General features: G+C 70.3%; 13 protein-coding genes. 10 read left to right on the plus strand and 3 right to left on the minus strand.

Annotated features, from left to right (window positions below; translation table 11 throughout):
• Nucleotides 1–31: 31 nt before the first annotated feature.
• The gene (locus ACZ48Y_RS03240) at nucleotides 32–1,768 is read right to left on the minus strand and encodes an NAD-dependent malic enzyme (protein WP_464742113.1); all 1,737 of its coding nucleotides are present in this window, start codon (nucleotides 1,766–1,768) and stop codon (nucleotides 32–34) included.
• A gap of 74 nt (nucleotides 1,769–1,842) precedes the next feature.
• Here ACZ48Y_RS03240 and mdh point away from each other — a divergent pair, with 74 nt between their 5' ends.
• Nucleotides 1,843–2,793, plus strand: coding sequence for a malate dehydrogenase (gene mdh, locus ACZ48Y_RS03245; protein WP_464742115.1), 951 nt, complete (start codon nucleotides 1,843–1,845; stop codon nucleotides 2,791–2,793).
• A 37-nt stretch (nucleotides 2,794–2,830) separates the two neighbouring features.
• Here the strand turns inward: mdh and pheA are convergent, their stop codons facing one another.
• Nucleotides 2,831–3,652, minus strand: coding sequence for a prephenate dehydratase (pheA, locus tag ACZ48Y_RS03250; protein ID WP_464742117.1), 822 nt, complete (start codon nucleotides 3,650–3,652; stop codon nucleotides 2,831–2,833).
• Between the two features lie 23 nt (nucleotides 3,653–3,675).
• On the opposite strand from pheA, the gene ruvA reads away from it, so the two are divergent.
• Genes ruvA through ACZ48Y_RS03295 form a run of 9 tightly spaced genes read left to right on the plus strand, consistent with a single transcriptional unit; the run spans nucleotide 3,676 to nucleotide 14,585 of the window.
• Nucleotides 3,676–4,254 (plus strand): Holliday junction branch migration protein RuvA, encoded by a 579-nt coding sequence (gene ruvA, locus ACZ48Y_RS03255; protein ID WP_464742119.1) that lies wholly within the window; start codon nucleotides 3,676–3,678, stop codon nucleotides 4,252–4,254.
• Nucleotides 4,254–5,297: a lipid II:glycine glycyltransferase FemX gene (locus ACZ48Y_RS03260; RefSeq protein ID WP_464742121.1), complete on the plus strand. Its 1,044-nt coding sequence runs from the start codon at nucleotides 4,254–4,256 to the stop codon at nucleotides 5,295–5,297. The genes ruvA and ACZ48Y_RS03260 overlap by 1 nt, the downstream gene beginning before the upstream one ends.
• Nucleotides 5,298–5,328: 31 nt before the next feature.
• The gene (locus ACZ48Y_RS03265; RefSeq protein ID WP_464742123.1) at nucleotides 5,329–5,868 is read left to right on the plus strand and encodes a hypothetical protein; all 540 of its coding nucleotides are present in this window, start codon (nucleotides 5,329–5,331) and stop codon (nucleotides 5,866–5,868) included.
• Entirely contained in the window at nucleotides 5,837–6,736 is a 900-nt protein-coding gene (locus ACZ48Y_RS03270; RefSeq protein WP_464742125.1) for an LptA/OstA family protein, read from the plus strand. The genes ACZ48Y_RS03265 and ACZ48Y_RS03270 overlap by 32 nt, the downstream gene beginning before the upstream one ends.
• Nucleotides 6,733–7,497 carry a hypothetical protein gene (locus ACZ48Y_RS03275; RefSeq protein ID WP_464742127.1) on the plus strand — a complete coding sequence of 255 codons (765 nt, stop codon included), beginning with the start codon at nucleotides 6,733–6,735 and terminating at the stop codon, nucleotides 7,495–7,497. The genes ACZ48Y_RS03270 and ACZ48Y_RS03275 overlap by 4 nt, the downstream gene beginning before the upstream one ends.
• 21 nt (nucleotides 7,498–7,518) lie before the next feature.
• Nucleotides 7,519–10,200: a transcriptional regulator gene (locus tag ACZ48Y_RS03280; protein ID WP_464742129.1), complete on the plus strand. Its 2,682-nt coding sequence runs from the start codon at nucleotides 7,519–7,521 to the stop codon at nucleotides 10,198–10,200.
• A gap of 40 nt (nucleotides 10,201–10,240) precedes the next feature.
• Nucleotides 10,241–12,415: a hypothetical protein gene (locus ACZ48Y_RS03285; protein WP_464742131.1), complete on the plus strand. Its 2,175-nt coding sequence runs from the start codon at nucleotides 10,241–10,243 to the stop codon at nucleotides 12,413–12,415.
• Nucleotides 12,412–13,512, plus strand: a complete 1,101-nt coding sequence (locus tag ACZ48Y_RS03290; RefSeq protein ID WP_464742133.1) for a hypothetical protein — start codon at nucleotides 12,412–12,414, stop codon at nucleotides 13,510–13,512. Before ACZ48Y_RS03285 ends, ACZ48Y_RS03290 begins: the two co-directional genes overlap by 4 nt.
• The gene (locus ACZ48Y_RS03295) at nucleotides 13,509–14,585 is read left to right on the plus strand and encodes a hypothetical protein (RefSeq protein WP_464742135.1); all 1,077 of its coding nucleotides are present in this window, start codon (nucleotides 13,509–13,511) and stop codon (nucleotides 14,583–14,585) included. The genes ACZ48Y_RS03290 and ACZ48Y_RS03295 overlap by 4 nt, the downstream gene beginning before the upstream one ends.
• On the opposite strand, the gene ACZ48Y_RS03300 is transcribed toward ACZ48Y_RS03295, so the two are convergent.
• Nucleotides 14,563–16,089 carry an ABC transporter ATP-binding protein gene (locus ACZ48Y_RS03300; RefSeq protein WP_464742137.1) on the minus strand — a complete coding sequence of 509 codons (1,527 nt, stop codon included), beginning with the start codon at nucleotides 16,087–16,089 and terminating at the stop codon, nucleotides 14,563–14,565. The two genes, ACZ48Y_RS03295 and ACZ48Y_RS03300, sit on opposite strands and share 23 nt — an antisense overlap.
• Nucleotides 16,090–16,137 lie beyond the last annotated feature (48 nt).

The raw sequence follows: 16,137 nt of genomic DNA on the forward strand, positions 1-16,137 counted from the left end.
CCGACGGGCCCGGGGGCCGAGCAGCGCGGGCTCACTGGCGGTTCCCGCGCACGAAGGGCAGGTACTTGGGCTCCCAAAAGCGGCGGGCCACGAAGGCCTCGATCTCGTCGGGCCCGAGGTCGAGCACCGGGGCGTAGGTCGCCACCCCCTCCTCGATCGCCCGCCGCAGCACCCGCGCGGCGACCTTCTTGCTCACCTCGCGCATCTCCCTCACCTCGGGGTAGACCAGCCCCTGAGCGCGGTGAGCGTCGGTGACCTGATCAGCGAGGGCGTAAGCGGCCTCGAGGATCATCCCGTCGGTGATCTCCCGCGCGTGGGCCAGGATCGCGCCGAAGCCGATCCCGGGGAAGACGAAGGCGTTGTTCCCCTGTCCGATCTTGATCGTCTTGCCCTTGCACTCGACCGGCGGGAAGGGGCTTCCCGTGGCCACGATCGCGCGGCAGTCGGTCCAGGCCAGGATGTCCTCGGGCACCGCCTCGGCGTTGGCGGTGGGGTTGGAGAGGGGGAAGACGATCGGGCGGTCGGTGTGCTCCAAGAGCGCCTTGACGATGGGCTCGCTAAACGCCCCGCCCTGCCCCGAGAGGCCGAGGAGGGCGGTGATCCGGGCCCCGCGGATGGTCTCCAGGAGGCCGGGGGCCTTACCCTGGAAGCTCCAGCCCGCCACCACGGAGGGGTCGTGGGCGAAAGGCGCCTTGAAGGGTTCCATGGCCCGGTTCTTCAACAAGAGCCCCTTGGAGTCGAGCACGAAGATGCGCGCGTAGGCCTCCTCCGGAGAGAGGCCCTCCGCGATCAGGCCGTCGCGGATCGCCCGGGCCACGCCGATCCCCCCGGCCCCGGCACCGAAGACCAGGTAGCGCTGGTCGGCGAGCGTCTCCCCCTTGATCTTGACCGCGTTGATCAGCCCCGCCAGGGCCACCGCGCCGGTGCCCTGGATGTCGTCGTTGAACGAGGGGAGGACCTTGCGATAGCGCTCGAGGACGGTGAAGGCCGCACCCTTCGAGAGGTCCTCCCACTGCAGCACCACCTTGGGGTAGCGCTCTTTGAGCGCCTCGACGAAGGCGTCCATGAAGCGCAGGTACGGCTTTCCGGTCAGGCGCTTGTGGCGCACCCCGAGGTAGAGGGGGTCGGAGAGGAGGTCCTCGCGATCGGTCCCCACGTCGAGCTCGACCGGCAAGGTCTTGTCCGGGCCCACCCCGCCCGCCGCGGTGTAGATCGAGAGCTTGCCAATCGAGATCGCCATCCCCCCAAAGCCCTGATCGCCGATCCCTAGGATCGCCGAGGAGTCGGTGGCCACGACCAGCCGGACGTCCTCCAGGGGCACGTTTTGCATCACCTGGTCGACCCGACCGATGTTCTCGGTGGAGACGGTGAGGCCGCGGGGGAGGCGGTAGATGTGGGAAAAGAGCCGCACCGCCTCGCCCACCGTGGGGGTGTAGATGATCGGCAGCATCTCCTCCAGGTGCTCGACCAAGAGCGCGTAGAAGAGGACCTCGTTGCGGTCCTGCAGGTCGCGGAGGAAGATGTGCTTGTCGAGGGGGGTCTGCAAGAGGCGGTAGCGGCGGTAGTTGCGTTCCTTTTGCTCCTCCAGGGTGGCCACGTGCGGGGGGAGGAGGCCGTCGAGCTCGAGCATCGTGCGCTCGTCGGCGGTGAACGCGGTCCCCTTGTTCAAGAGGGGGATGCGGGTGAGCAAGAACCCGCTGACGTAGACCTCGAGGTAGCGCTGCCCGCGGGCATCGCGGCGAACGTCGTAATAGCGGCTAACCGGCATACGGCTATTCTTACACCCCGACGCCGGACGCCTGTCCCGGGAAAAAAGGGGCAAAATAACGGGTGGAGGTGAGCATGGCACGGACAGGACGACCCAAGGTCAGCATCATCGGCGCGGGGAACGTGGGGGCGACGCTCGGCATGCGCATCGCGGAGAGCGCGCTGGCCGACGTGGTGATGGTGGACATCGTCGAGGGCATGCCCCAGGGCAAGGCCCTGGACCTCTCCGAAGCCCGCCCCATCGTGGGCAACGACGTGCGCATCGTCGGGACCAACGACTACGCGGCGATCGAGGGCTCGGACATCGTGGTCACCACTTCGGGGATGCCGCGCAAGCCCGGGATGAGCCGCGACGACCTGATCGAGATCAACGCCAAGATCGCCAAGGACGTCGCGACCAACCTCAAGACGTACGCCCCGGACGCGATCATCATCCAGGTGGCGAACCCCCTGGACGCGATCACCTACGTCATCGCGGAGATCACCCAGGCCCCGAAGCACCGCATCATGGGCATGGCCGGGGTTTTGGACTCCGCCCGCTACCGCTACTTCATCGCCGAAGAGCTCGGGGTCAGCGTCAAGGACGTCCAGGGCTTCGTGCTCGGGGGCCACGGCGACAGCATGGTGCCGCTTCCCAGGCTGACCACCGTCGGCGGGGTGCCGCTGCCGGAGATCCTGCCCGCGGAGCGCATCGAGGCGATCGTCGAGCGCACCCGTAAGGGCGGCGCGGAGATCGTCAGCCTCTTGAAGACCGGCTCCGCCTACTACGCGCCCTCCGCCGCCACCTGGGAGATGGTCAAAGCGATCCTCAAGGACGAAAAGCGCATCCTTCCGGTCGCCGCCTACCTGAACGGGGAGTACGGCATCGAGGGGCTCTTCGTCGGGGTCCTCGCGGTCCTCGGCAAGGACGGCGTGGAGAAGATCTGGCAGGTGCCGCTGACCGAGGAGGAAACCGCCCAGCTCAAGGCCAGCGCCGAGCACGTCAAGGCCCTGGTGGAGAAGGTTGACGCGCTGGGGATCCTCTAGCCCAAGGAGCGCTTCGAAGTGGGGGGCGGCCGCCCCCCTATTCGTTGTTCGCCCGCGGATAGGCCCCGAGGACCTTGACGAAGGCCGCGCGGCGCAGCAGGGTCAACAGCGCCCGGGAAGGACCAGGGTCCTCGGGGTGGCCCTCGAAGTCCAGGTAGAAGACGTAGCTCCAGGGGCGGTCGCGGCGCGGGCGGGACTCGATCTTGGTGAGGTTCACTCCGGCCTCGGCGAAGGCCCCGATCGCTTCGTAGAGGCCGCCGGGGCGGTGGCGTACGGCGAAGACGACGCTGGTCTTGTAGGCGGCCTCGGGGTCACGGGGCGGCTCGGACGGGGAGAGGACGAAAAAGCGCGTGTAGTTGAAGGCGAAGTCCTCGATGCCGCACTTCAGGACCGCAAGCCCGTAGCGCCGGGCAGCACGCTCGCTGGCGATCGCCGCCCGCCCAGGAACCGGGTTTTCGGCGAGCGCCCGGGCCGCCCCCGCGGTGTCGAAGACCGGGATGCCCTGGATTCGGTGAGCGGCGAGGAAGCCGTCGCACTGGGCCAGGGCCTGGGGGTGGCTGATCACCTCGCGGATCTCCTCAAGCCGCGCACCCTCGGGGGCCAAAAGGCAGTGGCGCACGTGCACCACCACCTCCCCGATGACGTGCAGGTCGCGCTCGAGCAAGAGGTCGTAGGTCTGGTTGATGCTCCCCGCGACCGCGTTCTCCACCGGCACCACGCCGAGCTCCACCGCCCCCGAGGCCACCGCGTCGAAGACCTCGTGAAAGGTGGCCATCCCCACCGGCGTGCTCTCGGGCGCAAAGCGCAAGGCGGCCTCCTCGCTAAAGGCCCCCTCCATTCCCTGATAGGCGATCCGCATCCCAGACACTATACTGACCCGGGATGCTGGAGCGCGTCAGGGGAACGGTGGCAACGGTGGATGCGCAAAGCGCGGTGCTCTGGGTGGGACCGGTGGCGCTGAGGCTCGAGGTCCCCACCTCGACCGCGGACCGCCTGGCCCCGGGGCAGGCCGTCGAGCTTTATTTGCGGCTCCTGGTGCGCGAGGACGCGCTCTTGCTCTTTGGGTTTTCGAGCGCAAAGGAGCGTACCCTCTTCGACCGCCTCGTCGCCGCCCCCGGCGTCGGGCCCAAGATGGCCCTTTCCTTGATCTCCACCCTGGGTCCCGGCCTCCTCGCCCGGGCGGTCGCCGAGGGGGACGTCAAGAGCCTGACCGCCGCGCCCGGGGTAGGCAAGAAGCTCGCCGAACGCCTGGTGCTGGAACTCAAAAACAAGCTCCCCGCCGAGCTCCTGGCCGCGGCGCCGGGGCCCAGCAGCCCCCACGCGGGGGAGGCGATCGAGGCCCTGTTGCTTTTGGGCTTTCGGGAGAAGGCGGTGCGCCAGGTGGTGGGGCGGCTTGCCGGCGAACACCCCGAGGCCGACCCAGAGACGCTGATCCGCCTGGCCCTGAAGGAGCTTCGCTGATGCCGGTGAGCGTGAAGCCGATCGCCGATCCCCGGACCTGGAACGACCTCGTGGCCAGCTTTCGCCACGCCTCGAGCCTGCAGAGTTGGGGCTGGGGGGAGGTCAAGGCGCTGAGCGGCTGGCAGGTCGCCCGCTACCTGGTCGAGGAGGCGAATGGCACCCCCCTCCTCGCGGCCCAGGTGCTGACCAAGGGATGGGGCCCGCTGGCGGTGAGCTACGTGCCCCGGGGCCCCGCCTTCAACGACGACGAGGCCCTTGTCCGGGGGCTTGCGCCCCTCAAGCGACACGTGCCCGGCACCCACCTCAAAATCGAGCCCCCCCGCCTCCTGCCGGCGGAGGCGGAGCCGCCGGTGCTCGAGGGGGCCCTGCCCGCGGAGACGATCCAGCCCGAGTTCTCCCTGCAACTCCTCCTCGACGACGAGGCCGCGATCCTGGCGCGGATGAAGTCCAAGACCCGCTACAACGTTCGCCTCGCCCAGCGCAAAGGGGTCCGCACCCGGATCGTCCATCCCACCGATGCCGACGCAGCCTCCGCCTTCGAGGCGTTCTTTTCGCTCTTTAGCGAGACCAACCGCCGGGCCAAGCTCTTGCAGCACGCCCGCCCCTACTACGAGCGGGTCTTTCGAGCGATGCACGGCCAAGGCGGCGAGGCCTTCATCAGCCTGGCCGACCTCGAGGGCACCCCCCTGGCGGCGGGGCTCTTCGTGGCCTTCAAGGATCGCGTCGACTACCTGTACGGCGGCTCGACGCGCGTCCGGCGGGAGGTCATGGCCCCGTACGCGATGCACTGGGCGGCGATCCGCCACGGCCTCGAACAGGGCTACGCCTACTACGACCTCTGGGGCGTGCCCCGCGTCCTCAGCAAGGAAAGCCACGCCTACGGCATCTACCGCTTCAAAGAGGGGTTCGGGGGCGAGCGGGTGCGCTTTCCCGCCTACGACCTGCCCCGCGGCTGGCTCTACCGGGCAATCAAGGCCGGGCTGCGCCTGCGCAAGAGCTACCTGAACTGGCGCACCCGGGGCACCCCGCGCGACGTCTTATGAGCTCCTCAAGGTCGGACGGTAAGGTAAGGCCGTGCTCCGCTACCTGGCGCTGCTCGTGGCCTTCTTCGCCCTCGGCGCTTATTTCGCCAACCTTCCCCCGCCAAAGCCGGCCGGTGGCGAGCGCGCGGCGCGCCTCTACGGGGTGACCTTTCACCTCTACCCCAGCGCCGATCCCGACGCGGTCTGGACCCTGAAGGCGCGCGAGGTCACCTACGACCCGAAGACCAAGCGCGCCCGGGTCGTCGGCTCGGTCGAGGGCGGACGCTGGGTCAAGGGAACGCTCGACCTCTCGCTCCGCGCCGAGGCCGTGGTCATCGACCCCCAGGACAACCTGCAGATGCCCGAGGCGCAAATCGAGCTTCCCAAGGAGTGCTGGACGATGCACCTCAGCGGCGGGGTGGAGATCGACCAGCGCCGCGGCTACCGCGCGGGGCGGTTTCGCCTCGAAGGCCCCGGCCTGACCGTGGAAGGAGAGGGCTTCGAGGCCGACTTCGCCCTGCACCAGGCCCGCTGGACGCGAGGACGGGAGGAGTGGAACAGTGAAGCTACGACGCGTTGCAACCCGAGTTAGCCTGATCTTGCTCGCCGGTCTGGCCCTGGCTGCCGGTCGCGTCATCGTCATCGAGTACCCCAACGGGGTGCGCAGCGGCGACCTGCGCTACGGTCCCTGGGTCTACGAGGCCCGGGCGCCGGGGGGGATCCGCGGTCGCGTGGGCAACCTCGAGGTCCTGGCCACCAAGGCCGTGCTCCGCGCCCCCAAGGGCAAGACGATGGCCGAGGCCAAGGGGGAGCGAGTGGCCGAGTTCGAGGGTGGGGTCGAGGTACGCCGGGGCCGAGTCCACGCCAAAGGGCCGCGCCTGGTGTACCACGAGGCCACCGGCGTCGGCGTCCTCTTTGGCCCGGCGACGATGCGCCAGGAGCCCGCCCAGGAGGGCGAGGATCCCGTCGAGGTCCGCGCCCAGGCCAAGATGGCCTTCGACGTCGACGACGACACCTCGACGAGCGAAGGGGCGGTGGTCTTGAAGAGCGGCCGCCAGGAGGGCTACGCGGAATCGGTCTACTACGAGGAGGCGCGTACGCTGGCGGTCTTTTCCACCCCGGGAGGCGAGGTGCGGCTGGTGCGCCGGCGCGACGGCGGGGACCTCGAGATCTACGCCGAGGAGGCGCGCATGCTGGTCCGCGAGAAGAAGCTGATCGCCAAGGGCCACGTGCGCCTGGTCGACGGGGACCAGGTTACCTCGGGGGACGCCCTCTACTACGACGACGTCAAGAAAGAGGCGATCGTCATCGGCCGGCCGGCGATCAGCGAGGACCGGGCGAACGGCCGCAAGCTCACCTCGGGCACCCTCTTGCACAACGTCGAAAAGCACCGGGTGCGCCTCTATGGCAAGCCCTTCACGCTGCCCGAGGATCAGTTTTCGACCAAGACCGCGCCTTGAAGCGAGCCTGGCCCCTGCTGTTGTTCCTGTCCCTGGCGGCAGGGCAGGAGCGCTACGCTCCGAGCGCGATCCTGACCAAGGACGGCACCGAGATCGTGGTGCAAAAGACCAGTCCCGACGAGCTCGGCCTGGCCTGGATCGAGGAGAACGACAAGGGGCTGGTCTTCATCTTCTTCGACCCCGAACCCTACCGGGTCGAGGTGCGCTTCGGCAAGGACGCCCGGGCGTTCGGGCACCTCGCGGTGGTGGCCCAGCCAAACGAGGGGCCCGCCACCGTTCGCCTAGGGGCGGGAAACGCCCGCTACGACCCCGAGGCGGACGCCGCGGACTACGCCTTTCGGCTCGCCGAGAAGGCGGTGGAGATCCAAAAGGGGAAGGCCCGGGTCTATGGCCGTGCGCTGGACTACGACAACGACCGGGGGCAGGCCTTCCTCAAGGGGCCGGTGGCGTTCGCCCGCGAAGGGAAGCCCCCGATCGAGGGCCGCGCCGAACGGCTGGTCTACGAGGTCCGGGACGGCCGGCTCTGGCTCGTCGGCAAGGTGCGTCTGCGCCAGGGCGCGCGGCGCACCGAGGCCGACGCGGCCCTGATCGAGGAAGCCAAGGGCGTGGCCCTGCTCTGGGGCGATCCGGCCAAGAGCCAAAAGGGGAAGGAGGAGGTCCACGGCCGCCTCGTGCGCTACCGCCTCGAGGACGGCGGCCTCTGGGTGCTCGAGGGGGTCGAGGGCCAGCTGGAGGAAGCGAACAGCGAACCGCGCCCTTAGTTAGAATGAGGGTAAGGCCCAATGCGTGTCGGACGGCCGATCCTCCCTCAGGGCTTTTTGACCCGCCCCCGCCTGCTCGAGCGCCTGCCCGAGGACGCGGGGGTGGTCGTCTGCGCCGCCCCGTTCGGCTACGGCAAGAGCGTGCTCTTGGGGCAATGGGCCGAACGGCTCGAGGCCAAGGGGGTCCGCGTGCTCTGGCTCACGCTCTTTCCCGGGGAGGCGGTGCGGTCCCGCCTGGCCGGCGCCCTCGGCCTCGGTCCCGGTACCAGCTGGCACCAGCTCCACCAGGCCCTCGTCGAGCGGCCGACGCTGGTGGTCCTCGACGACCTCGAGGACGCTGCTCCCCTGGCCCCGCTGCTCAAGGCCCCGCCCGCGCTCTTCGGCCTCGCCAGCCGCCGCAGGCTCAAGAGCCCGGAGCTCTTGAAGCTGGCCTCGCGGGGCGAGCTCGTCCAGCTTGGCCCCGAGGCCCTCGCCTTTACCCGGGAGGAGGCCGAGGCCCTGGTCGGGGATCCCGTTCGCGCCGAGTGGCTTTGGGAGCGCACCGGGGGCTGGCCGATCGCGCTGCACCTGGCCGCGCTCCAAGGCGGCGAACCGGACTGGCCCACCCTGGTCCAGGGGCTGATCGCGGACCTCGAACCCGAGCTCTTCGAGGAACTCCTGCTCCTGGCCGCGGTGCGGGAGCTGCCGGAGTCGGCCGCCCGCGCGGCCACCCGCAAGCTGGCCGAACGCGGCCTGATCCAGCGCGCCGAGGGTGGCTACCGCTTGCACGCGGCGATCGCCGACGCCCTGCCGACCGACCAGGTGACCGCGGCCCTGTTGCGCCAGCGCGACCGCCTGCCCCCGGTCCTGCTCGGCTACGCGCTCGAACGGCTGGGGCAGTGGCCCGAGCTCGCCGCCCTGCTCGAGGCCCCCGACGGCCCCAGCCTGGCCTCCGCCGACGCCGAGGCCTTCCTGCGCTGGGACCGCCTCGCCCCCGGTCCCCGGGGGCTTCGCCGGCGGATGCGCCGGGTGGTCGCGCTGCACTTCAGCGGCGAGGTCGCGCGCGCCCTAAAGGCCGCCCGGGCGCTGGCCCAAGACCCCAACACCCCGCCAAGGCTCGCCCTGGAGGCGCTGGGTCTGGTGGCCAGCGGCCTGGCGCGAAAGGGGGAGCACGCCAAGGTCGCCGCGCTCCTCAAGGAGGCCGAACCCCTCGAGGCCGCGGCGCGAAGCGATCCCGGCTTCTTCGCCCGCTACCTCCACGACAAGGCGCTGCTCCTGGCGGCGCTGGACCGCTGGGAGGAGGCCGAGTCGGCGCTCACGGAGGCGCTGGCGATCGCCGACCCCAGCGACCCGTTCCGTCCCCTCTTCGCGGTCGGCCTCGCAGAGCTGGCGTTTGAACGGAGCGGAGGGCTGCTCTCGCACAAGAGGGCCGCCGAAGCGCTGGTCCAGGCCGCCGACCGCGGCGAAGTGCCCCGCGCGGTGCTCGACCCGGAGGTCGAGGTGGCACTGGGGCGCGACCGCTTCCTGCTCGGTGAAGCCCACGCAGCCATCGCGGCGTTCAAGCGCGCGGCCGCGCGCGCCCGGGAAAACCGCCCGGCGGCCCTCTTGGCCCGCATCTGGCTGGGGTTTTTGACGCAGGATCCGGCCGCCCTGGCCGCGACCCTGTCCGAGGCCGAGCGCCTCGGGGAGACGGCCCTCGCCGAGCGGGCTCGGGGCTTTCTGGCACTGGTGCTCTGGCGCCTCGGGCAGAACGACGCGGCCAGACGCCACCTCGGCGAAGCGCACGGGTTTTGGACCCGGCTCGCCGAGGCCTACCTCCGCAAAGACGCCAGCCGGCTGGCCCAACCCAAGACCCGCGAGGCGCGCCTTTTCTACCTGGCCGCCCGCTGGCGCATCGCCCGGGAGGAGGCGGCGCTCGAAGCCCTGCTCCGGACCACCGACGCCGAGGAACGCGTCCTGCCCGCGCTGGTGCCCCTGGCCGAGCTCCCCCGCGCGCGCCCCGAGCTGGCCCGCGCCTATCCGGTCACCGAGGTGCTCGCGCACGGCTGGCCGGAGGCGATCCGGGCGGTCTTCGACCGGATCCCGCCCCTCAGGGTCCGGGTGCTCGGCCGGTTCGAGGTCCAGGGGCCCCTGGGACCGGTGCGCCTCTCCGGTCGCGCCCGGGAGGTCTTCGCCCTCCTGCTCCTGGGCTACGACCGCGAGGCGGTGGCCGAGGCGGTCTGGCCGGGGCTGGATCGCGAGCGGGCGAAAAACAACCTCTACGTCCAGCTCAACGCCCTGAGAAAGGCGCTGGAACCCTGGGGCCTTTCCACCTACCTCGACGAGGCCGGGCTGGTGCACAGCGAAAGCGACTGGCAGGCCCTGAAGACCGCCCTCGCCGAAGGCCGCCTCGAGGAAGCCCTGGCCCTCTTCCGGGAACCGGCCTTCCCCGGGGTGGACAACCCGCGTCTGGACGCCGAGGTCCGGGCCTTGAAGGCCGAGCTTGTGGCCCGGGGGCTCGAGGCCCTCGCCACCCGCCCACCGGCCGAGCGGCTCGGGTTGGCGCGGCGGCTCTTCCTCCTGGACACCGCGAACCCCGAGGTCTTCGCCGCCTACGCCAAAGCCCTGGCGGCCAACGGACAGCGTGAAAGCCTCGCGCGAGCCTATCGCCGCTTTAAGGAGGCCTTCGAGGCCGAGGTGGAGGCGCCCGCCCCCGCGCTGGCCGAGCTCTTAAGATCGGCTTAAGTCGCCCTTTTCTAAAACCAGGATGAAACGGAGGTGAAGGATGAGAGGCATTCTCTGGTTGATCCCCTTCCTCTTTGGGGCCTTGGCCCAGGTCGCGCCGCCCGTTGCACCCGGCGGACTGCCTGACTGGCTGCAGCCGGGGGCGGTCTACCTCTACGAGGTCCGCGGCCAGGGGCCGACGGGGACCCAGGAGGCCACGATCGCCTACCTCGTCGAGGCCGTCGGACAGCAGTGGGCGGCGGTGAAGATGATCACCGTCGGGGATCGCCCGCCCCAGCTGGCCACGATGATGCTGGCGGTGAGCGCGGCACAGAGCCCGTTCTTCGTCGCCCCCACGCTGCGCCAGCAGGTGGCCGCGGGCCAGGTCCCCGGTGCCCGCCTTGAGGGCAACACCCTGGTGCTCAACCAGCAAAGCGCCAAGGTGCGGACCACCTTCGATCCCCAGACCGGGCTGGTCACGGCCAGCGAGACCCGCATGCAGGCGATGGGGCAGACGCTGCAAACGGTCATGCGCTACAAGGGGAGCGCGCGCGTGGCCCTGCCCCGGCTTGCCCTCCCCCAGGCGGCCAACGCCACCCCGCGCTATCGCTTTTCCCAGCAAACCCCGATGGGGCAGATCAGCGGGGAAACCCGCTACCAGCGCATGACCGCCGATGCCGACGTCGTCGTCTACCAGGTCTTCACCAAGAGCAGCCTGACCCAGGGGGCCGAGCTCCCCACGGGGGTCATGGCCGGAAGCCCGATCGAGGGACCCTTCTACCTCAACCCCGCCCTGCTCCAAGGGAAGGCCCCCGGGAGCGTGATCCAGGCCATCCCGGAGATCGGCTACCAGCTCGTCTATCAGGGCACCCAGAGCGGACAGGCGGCGCTCGCGCTGCGCCGGGGACCGGTCGCGATCACCATCCTCCTGGACCCTCAAAGCGGCCTCTTCTCCCGCGTCGAGACGCGCGCGCCCTCGGGCAGCGGGGTGATCGAGCGCCTCGGGGAACCCGCCGGACCGGGGCTGCCCCCCGCGGGCACCGGCGCGCCCCTTCCGCCCACGTCTGGGGGCGTTCCATCCCCGGCCCTTCCCCCATCGCCCGGGGGAAGCCAGAGGCCAATGGCCCCGCCGCCCGCGGCCCAGACCCAGCCCACAGCGCCGCCCCTTCCCCCAGCAGCCGCAGAAGGCCAAGGAGCAGGAACGCCCTCCTACGGCCAGACCCCGGCACCTGCCGGAGGGCAGGGGGCAGGGATCCCGCCCTATGGCCAGACCCAGCCCCCGGCCTCGCCACCCCTGCCCCCAGTCCCGGGTGGCGGTCAGGGGACAGCCACCCCCCCGCCTTACGGCGAGACCCAGCCCCCGAGCGCGGGCAACCTTATGGCCGAGGATCCGCTGGACGTCCTCGGCCGCCTGGAGGCACCGGCCCCGGCGAGCCTGACCCCGGGTACCTACCTGGTCAAGCGCATCACCTACCACCTGGGAGGAGCCACGGGCCCCGCCCTGACCTCCTGGGGCGTGGTGATCATCGCCAAGAACGCGGGCGGGCAGGCCGCCGGACTCACCCTGATGCTCAACCCGGAGGAGGGCACCTTTCTCTTCCTTCCCACCCTCGCGGCGCTCCATGCCCTGAGCCAGGCGGCGATCGAAGCGGCCCGGGCCCAGGGCTTCGCGGTTGAGGGGGGACGTCTCCGCGGGGAGAGCGAGGCAGCCGTCCTCGAAATCGAGCGCGATCCCGCCACCGGGTGGGTCAAGACCCTGCGCTACCAGGAAAAGGGAGAGGAGGGCAGCGCGTTCGAGATCGAAACCGCGGCCAGCGGGAAGGTGGCCTGGCTCTGCCCCGGTCCCGACCTTCCTGGAGCCGTTCGCATCAACGAAACGGTGGCCGGCGAGCCCCTCGACGAACGACTGGCCCTCACCCAGGTCACCCCGGGAATCTACCTCGCCCAGGGGGACTGGGAGCTTTGGGGAATGTACGGAACCGGAGACGCCTTCCTGCTCGCCAGTGACCTCTCCCCCTTCAGCGCCTGCCCAAGGCTGAAGGACCAGGGCGTCCTGCTCAAGCTCCGCCAACCTGAGCTCGAGCTCCGCGCCGAGCCGAAGCCCACGGGCTTCGATCTGGTCCTCGTCTTTGGCGGGCAGGCCAAGGCCAGGCTCCGCTTTGACCAAGAAGGACGCCTACGCAGGTACGAAGGCCTGGACATGGGTGAGCCCTATCGCATGGAGGTGCAGTGGTGAAGACCTTCAAACACGTCCTGTTCGCAACGTTGCTCGGAACCCTCGCGCTGGCCCAGATCGGCACGCCGGGGCTTCCCGGGCAAGCCGGGGGCTTCCCCGCGCCGCAAGCGGGCGGGGCCCTCCCCCAGCAGCAGGGTGGGGGCCCTCCCGGACTGCCAAGGCTCCCCCTGCCCACCGGCAAGCGCTACGCCCTCCCGGCCTGGATCCGCCCCGGGGTGGGCTTCGTCTACCAGAACGCGGCGGGGAACATCACCCAGCTCCTCCTGGTCACCGACACCGACGGAACCAACGCCTACGGGGTCAAGGTCATCCTTTACACCACCGAGGGCGGCCCGCTCCTCGAGCCCAGCGTCGGTCCGCTGATTCAAAACGGCGCGGGGTTCTTCTACGTCCATCCCCAGGCGGTGGCGGACGCCCTGCAGGCGGCCAACGCCCAACCCGACCCCAACCTCCGCGTCCAGGGCGGACCCGGCTTCCTCGCGATCGAGGCCCAGAGTCCCAACGGTCGCTCGCGCACACTCATTCGATTTGACCCCCAAAGCGGGCTGGTCACCGAGATCTCCGCCCTCTCGGAGACCCCGGGGCAGGGGAACCAACGACCCCAAAAGCTTGCCGACGTGTACCACTACGTCGGCTACGAGACCTTCCCCTGGCAAAGCCCCCCGGACTTCCCCCCGGCGGCCCGGGAGGCCCACGCCTACCAGATGCTCTCCGCAGTCCCCGACTACCTCTACGGGGGAAGCATGACCACGCCCACCGGCAGCATCGAGGTCCACCCCCTGCAGGTGGCCAAGCCCCTGGCCCGGTACCAGGTCAGCATCCGGTACGCCCAGATGAGCGTCCCACTCCAACAGACCGCCTACGGACTGACCTCCGGGGGACCTCACTACGTCCACCCCGCGCTCCTCGGCCGGGGGACGATCGTTCAAAGCGCCCGCACGGGCCTTGCCCTTTACGCGAGCGGCGATCGGCTCGTCTGGGCGATGGGGCAGGTGCCCCTGGTCACCACGCGCATCGATCCCCAGACGGGACTGATTCTCGAACAGGCCATGACCCTTCCGATGGGGGTTCAGGCGATCTCTAGGTTGGTGCGATGAGGCGGCTCTTGGTCCTTTTGCTCCTCCTCGCCCCCGCGCTGGCGGTGAAGCCCGAGTTCCCCTTGAGGGGCCGCGCGCTAGGGGCGGTGGCGGTGGCGGCCTCGGAGACCGGCCGGGCCACCGCCTGGCTGACGCTGATCCAGGGAGATCCCCAAGCGTCTCCCTGGGACTGGGTCGCGGTCCTCGGAGCGCGCGGCGAGGTGGCCTTTCCGGCGGTTCCCGCCGGTACCCGGGTGGACCTGATCGTGGCCCCCTACCGCCCCCTCCCGGGGGCGGTGCAGGTCCCCGGACCGCCCCGGGTCCGGGTGGTCCGGGGCCGCTGGTCGGGTTCGGGGCGCCTCCCCGAGCGACTGGGCGAAGCGGTCTGCAGCGATCCTGGGGCCCCGCTGCCCGAACTGCCTCCGCCGCTCGATCGCATCGCTCTGGCCTGCGAAACGCGCACCGCGCCCCTGGGCCGCCCCGGGGAGGCCGTCCGCTACGTGCTCTCCGACCCCTTCTTCGGTGAAGGGGAGGTCTGGGCCTGGCACCGAGAGGGGTACGCACTGGTCACCATCGTCGGCAGCGAGCTGGCCCTTTTCGCCGCCCTCCCGCGCCAGCGGCTCCCCGGCGAGCACGCCGCCCGGGCCCTCGACGCCGCTCCCAACATCGCCCTTCCCCTTCCCGAGGTCGCCGGAACGCGGGCTGTCTATCGCCTGATCTACCCCAGCCGGACCTACGTCCGGGCCCACGATGTCCGGCTCGAGGTCACCCCCCTGGAACGGCGGGGGCCCCTGGTGCGCTACCGCCTGGTCCGCTTCGACCTCCTTGGGGGCGAACGGGCCGAGACCGAGGTCTTCGGCGCCGGGGCCTTCGGCCCCCACTACGCCAGCCCCAGGCTGGTCGAGGCGTTTGCCTGGACCGACCTCTTTTGGGCCTGGGAGGGCTTTGGCGGCCGCCTGACCTACGGGTTCAAACGCGCACCGCGCCTCGACGCCGGCTATGACCAAGATGGCGCGCTCCTAGCGCTCGAGGCCGGGCCCCAGCTGCGCCTTGTTCGCCTTTCCAGCCAGGCTAGGCGCGGATCCCCTCGGTGACCCCGGCCATCAAGAGCCCGAGGGTCTCCTCGGTCGCCTCCTCCGGCCGCACCTCGCCGACGACGCGCCCCTCGAACATCACCAGGATGCGATCGGAAAGGCTCATCACCTCGTTCAGGTCGGCGGAAACCAGGAGCACCGCCATGCCCTTCTTGCGGGCCGCGTCCACGATCTGCTGGTGAATGAACTCGATCGCTCCGATGTCCACGCCGCGGGTGGGCTGGGCCGCGATCAGGATCCGGGGGCGGCGATGCAGCTCCCGACCGACGATGATCTTTTGCGCGTTGCCCCCGGAGTAGTGGCGCGCCGAGAGGTGGATGCTGCGCGGGCGCACGTCGTAGGTCTCGACCACCTCCTGGGCGTAGCGGTCGATCTCGGCGTCGCGGAAAAACCCCAGCGGGTCGACGAAGGGCGGGCGGTAGTGATCGCCGAGGATGACGTTGTCCCGGGTGGAGAAGTCGAGGACCAAGCCGCGCGCGTTGCGGTCTTCCGGGATGTGCGAGACCCGGTGCTCACGCACGCTCCTGGGATCGGGTCGCAAGAGGACCGCCGCCTCGTAGCGCACCGTCCCGCGATAGGGCCTGAGGCCGGTGATCGCCTCGACGAGCTCGGTCTGACCGTTCCCCTCGACCCCGGCGATGCCCACGATCTCCCCTTCCCGCACCGCCAGGCTGACCCCGGCCACCCGGGGCTTCTTCCCCGCCTCCTCGACCCAGAGGTCCTCGACCTGGAGCAGGACCTCGCCGGGGTGGGCCTCGGGCTTTTGCACGGTGAGCACCACCTCGCGACCGACCATCATCCGCGCCAGGGCCTCGAGGCTGGTCTCCCGGGTGGTCACCGTGCCCACCACCTTGCCGTCGCGGATCACGGTGACCCGGTCGGAGACCTCGATCACCTCCTCCAGCTTGTGGCTGATGAAGATCACCGCGTTGCCCTCGGCGACGAAAGCCCGCAAGAAGCGGAAGAGCTCCTTCGCCTCCTGAGGGGTGAGCACCGCGGTGGGCTCGTCGAGGATGAGGATCTTGGCCTTGCGGTAGAGGGCCTTTAGGATCTCCACCCGCTGCTGCAGGCCCACCGGTAGGTCTTCGATGCGGGCGTCGAGGTCCACCTCGAACCCCACCTCGCGCATCAACGCCTGGACCTCGGCCCGGGCCGCGGCGAAGTTGATCGCCAGGCCCTTTTTGGGCTCGGACCCGAGCACGATGTTCTCCAACGCGCTGAACACCTCGACCAGCATGAAGTGCTGGTGCACCATGCCGATCCCCAGCGCGATCGCGTCAGAGGGGGACTGGATCTCCACCTTCTCGCCGTTGACGTAGATCTCGCCCGCGTCCGGCCGCACCATGCCGTAGACGATCTTCATCAACGTGCTCTTGCCCGCGCCGTTCTCGCCGACGATGGCCAGGACCTCGCCCCAGCGCACGTCGAGGCTGATGCAGTCGTTGGCCAGGACCAGGGGATAGCGCTTGGTGATGCACTTGAGTTCTAGGGCGACCTCGGACACAGGCAAAAGTATAAGGCCCGGGGCCGTGCCCCGGGCCGGGGAAAGCTT

This window comes from Rhabdothermus arcticus, assembly GCF_055382915.1.

What these genes read in the sequence shown, in the direction of transcription:
- ruvA (WP_464742119.1), top strand. Translation starts at nt 3,676, where the DNA reads ATGCTGGAGCGCGTCAGGGGAACGGTGGCAACGGTGGATGCGCAAAGC.
- mdh (WP_464742115.1), top strand. Translation starts at nt 1,843, where the DNA reads ATGGCACGGACAGGACGACCCAAGGTCAGCATCATCGGCGCGGGGAAC.
- pheA (WP_464742117.1), bottom strand. Translation starts at nt 3,652, where the DNA reads ATGCGGATCGCCTATCAGGGAATGGAGGGGGCCTTTAGCGAGGAGGCC.
- ACZ48Y_RS03280 (WP_464742129.1), top strand. Translation starts at nt 7,519, where the DNA reads ATGCGTGTCGGACGGCCGATCCTCCCTCAGGGCTTTTTGACCCGCCCC.
- ACZ48Y_RS03285 (WP_464742131.1), top strand. Translation starts at nt 10,241, where the DNA reads ATGAGAGGCATTCTCTGGTTGATCCCCTTCCTCTTTGGGGCCTTGGCC.
- ACZ48Y_RS03260 (WP_464742121.1), top strand. Translation starts at nt 4,254, where the DNA reads ATGCCGGTGAGCGTGAAGCCGATCGCCGATCCCCGGACCTGGAACGAC.
- ACZ48Y_RS03240 (WP_464742113.1), bottom strand. Translation starts at nt 1,768, where the DNA reads ATGCCGGTTAGCCGCTATTACGACGTTCGCCGCGATGCCCGCGGGCAG.
- ACZ48Y_RS03295 (WP_464742135.1), top strand. Translation starts at nt 13,509, where the DNA reads ATGAGGCGGCTCTTGGTCCTTTTGCTCCTCCTCGCCCCCGCGCTGGCG.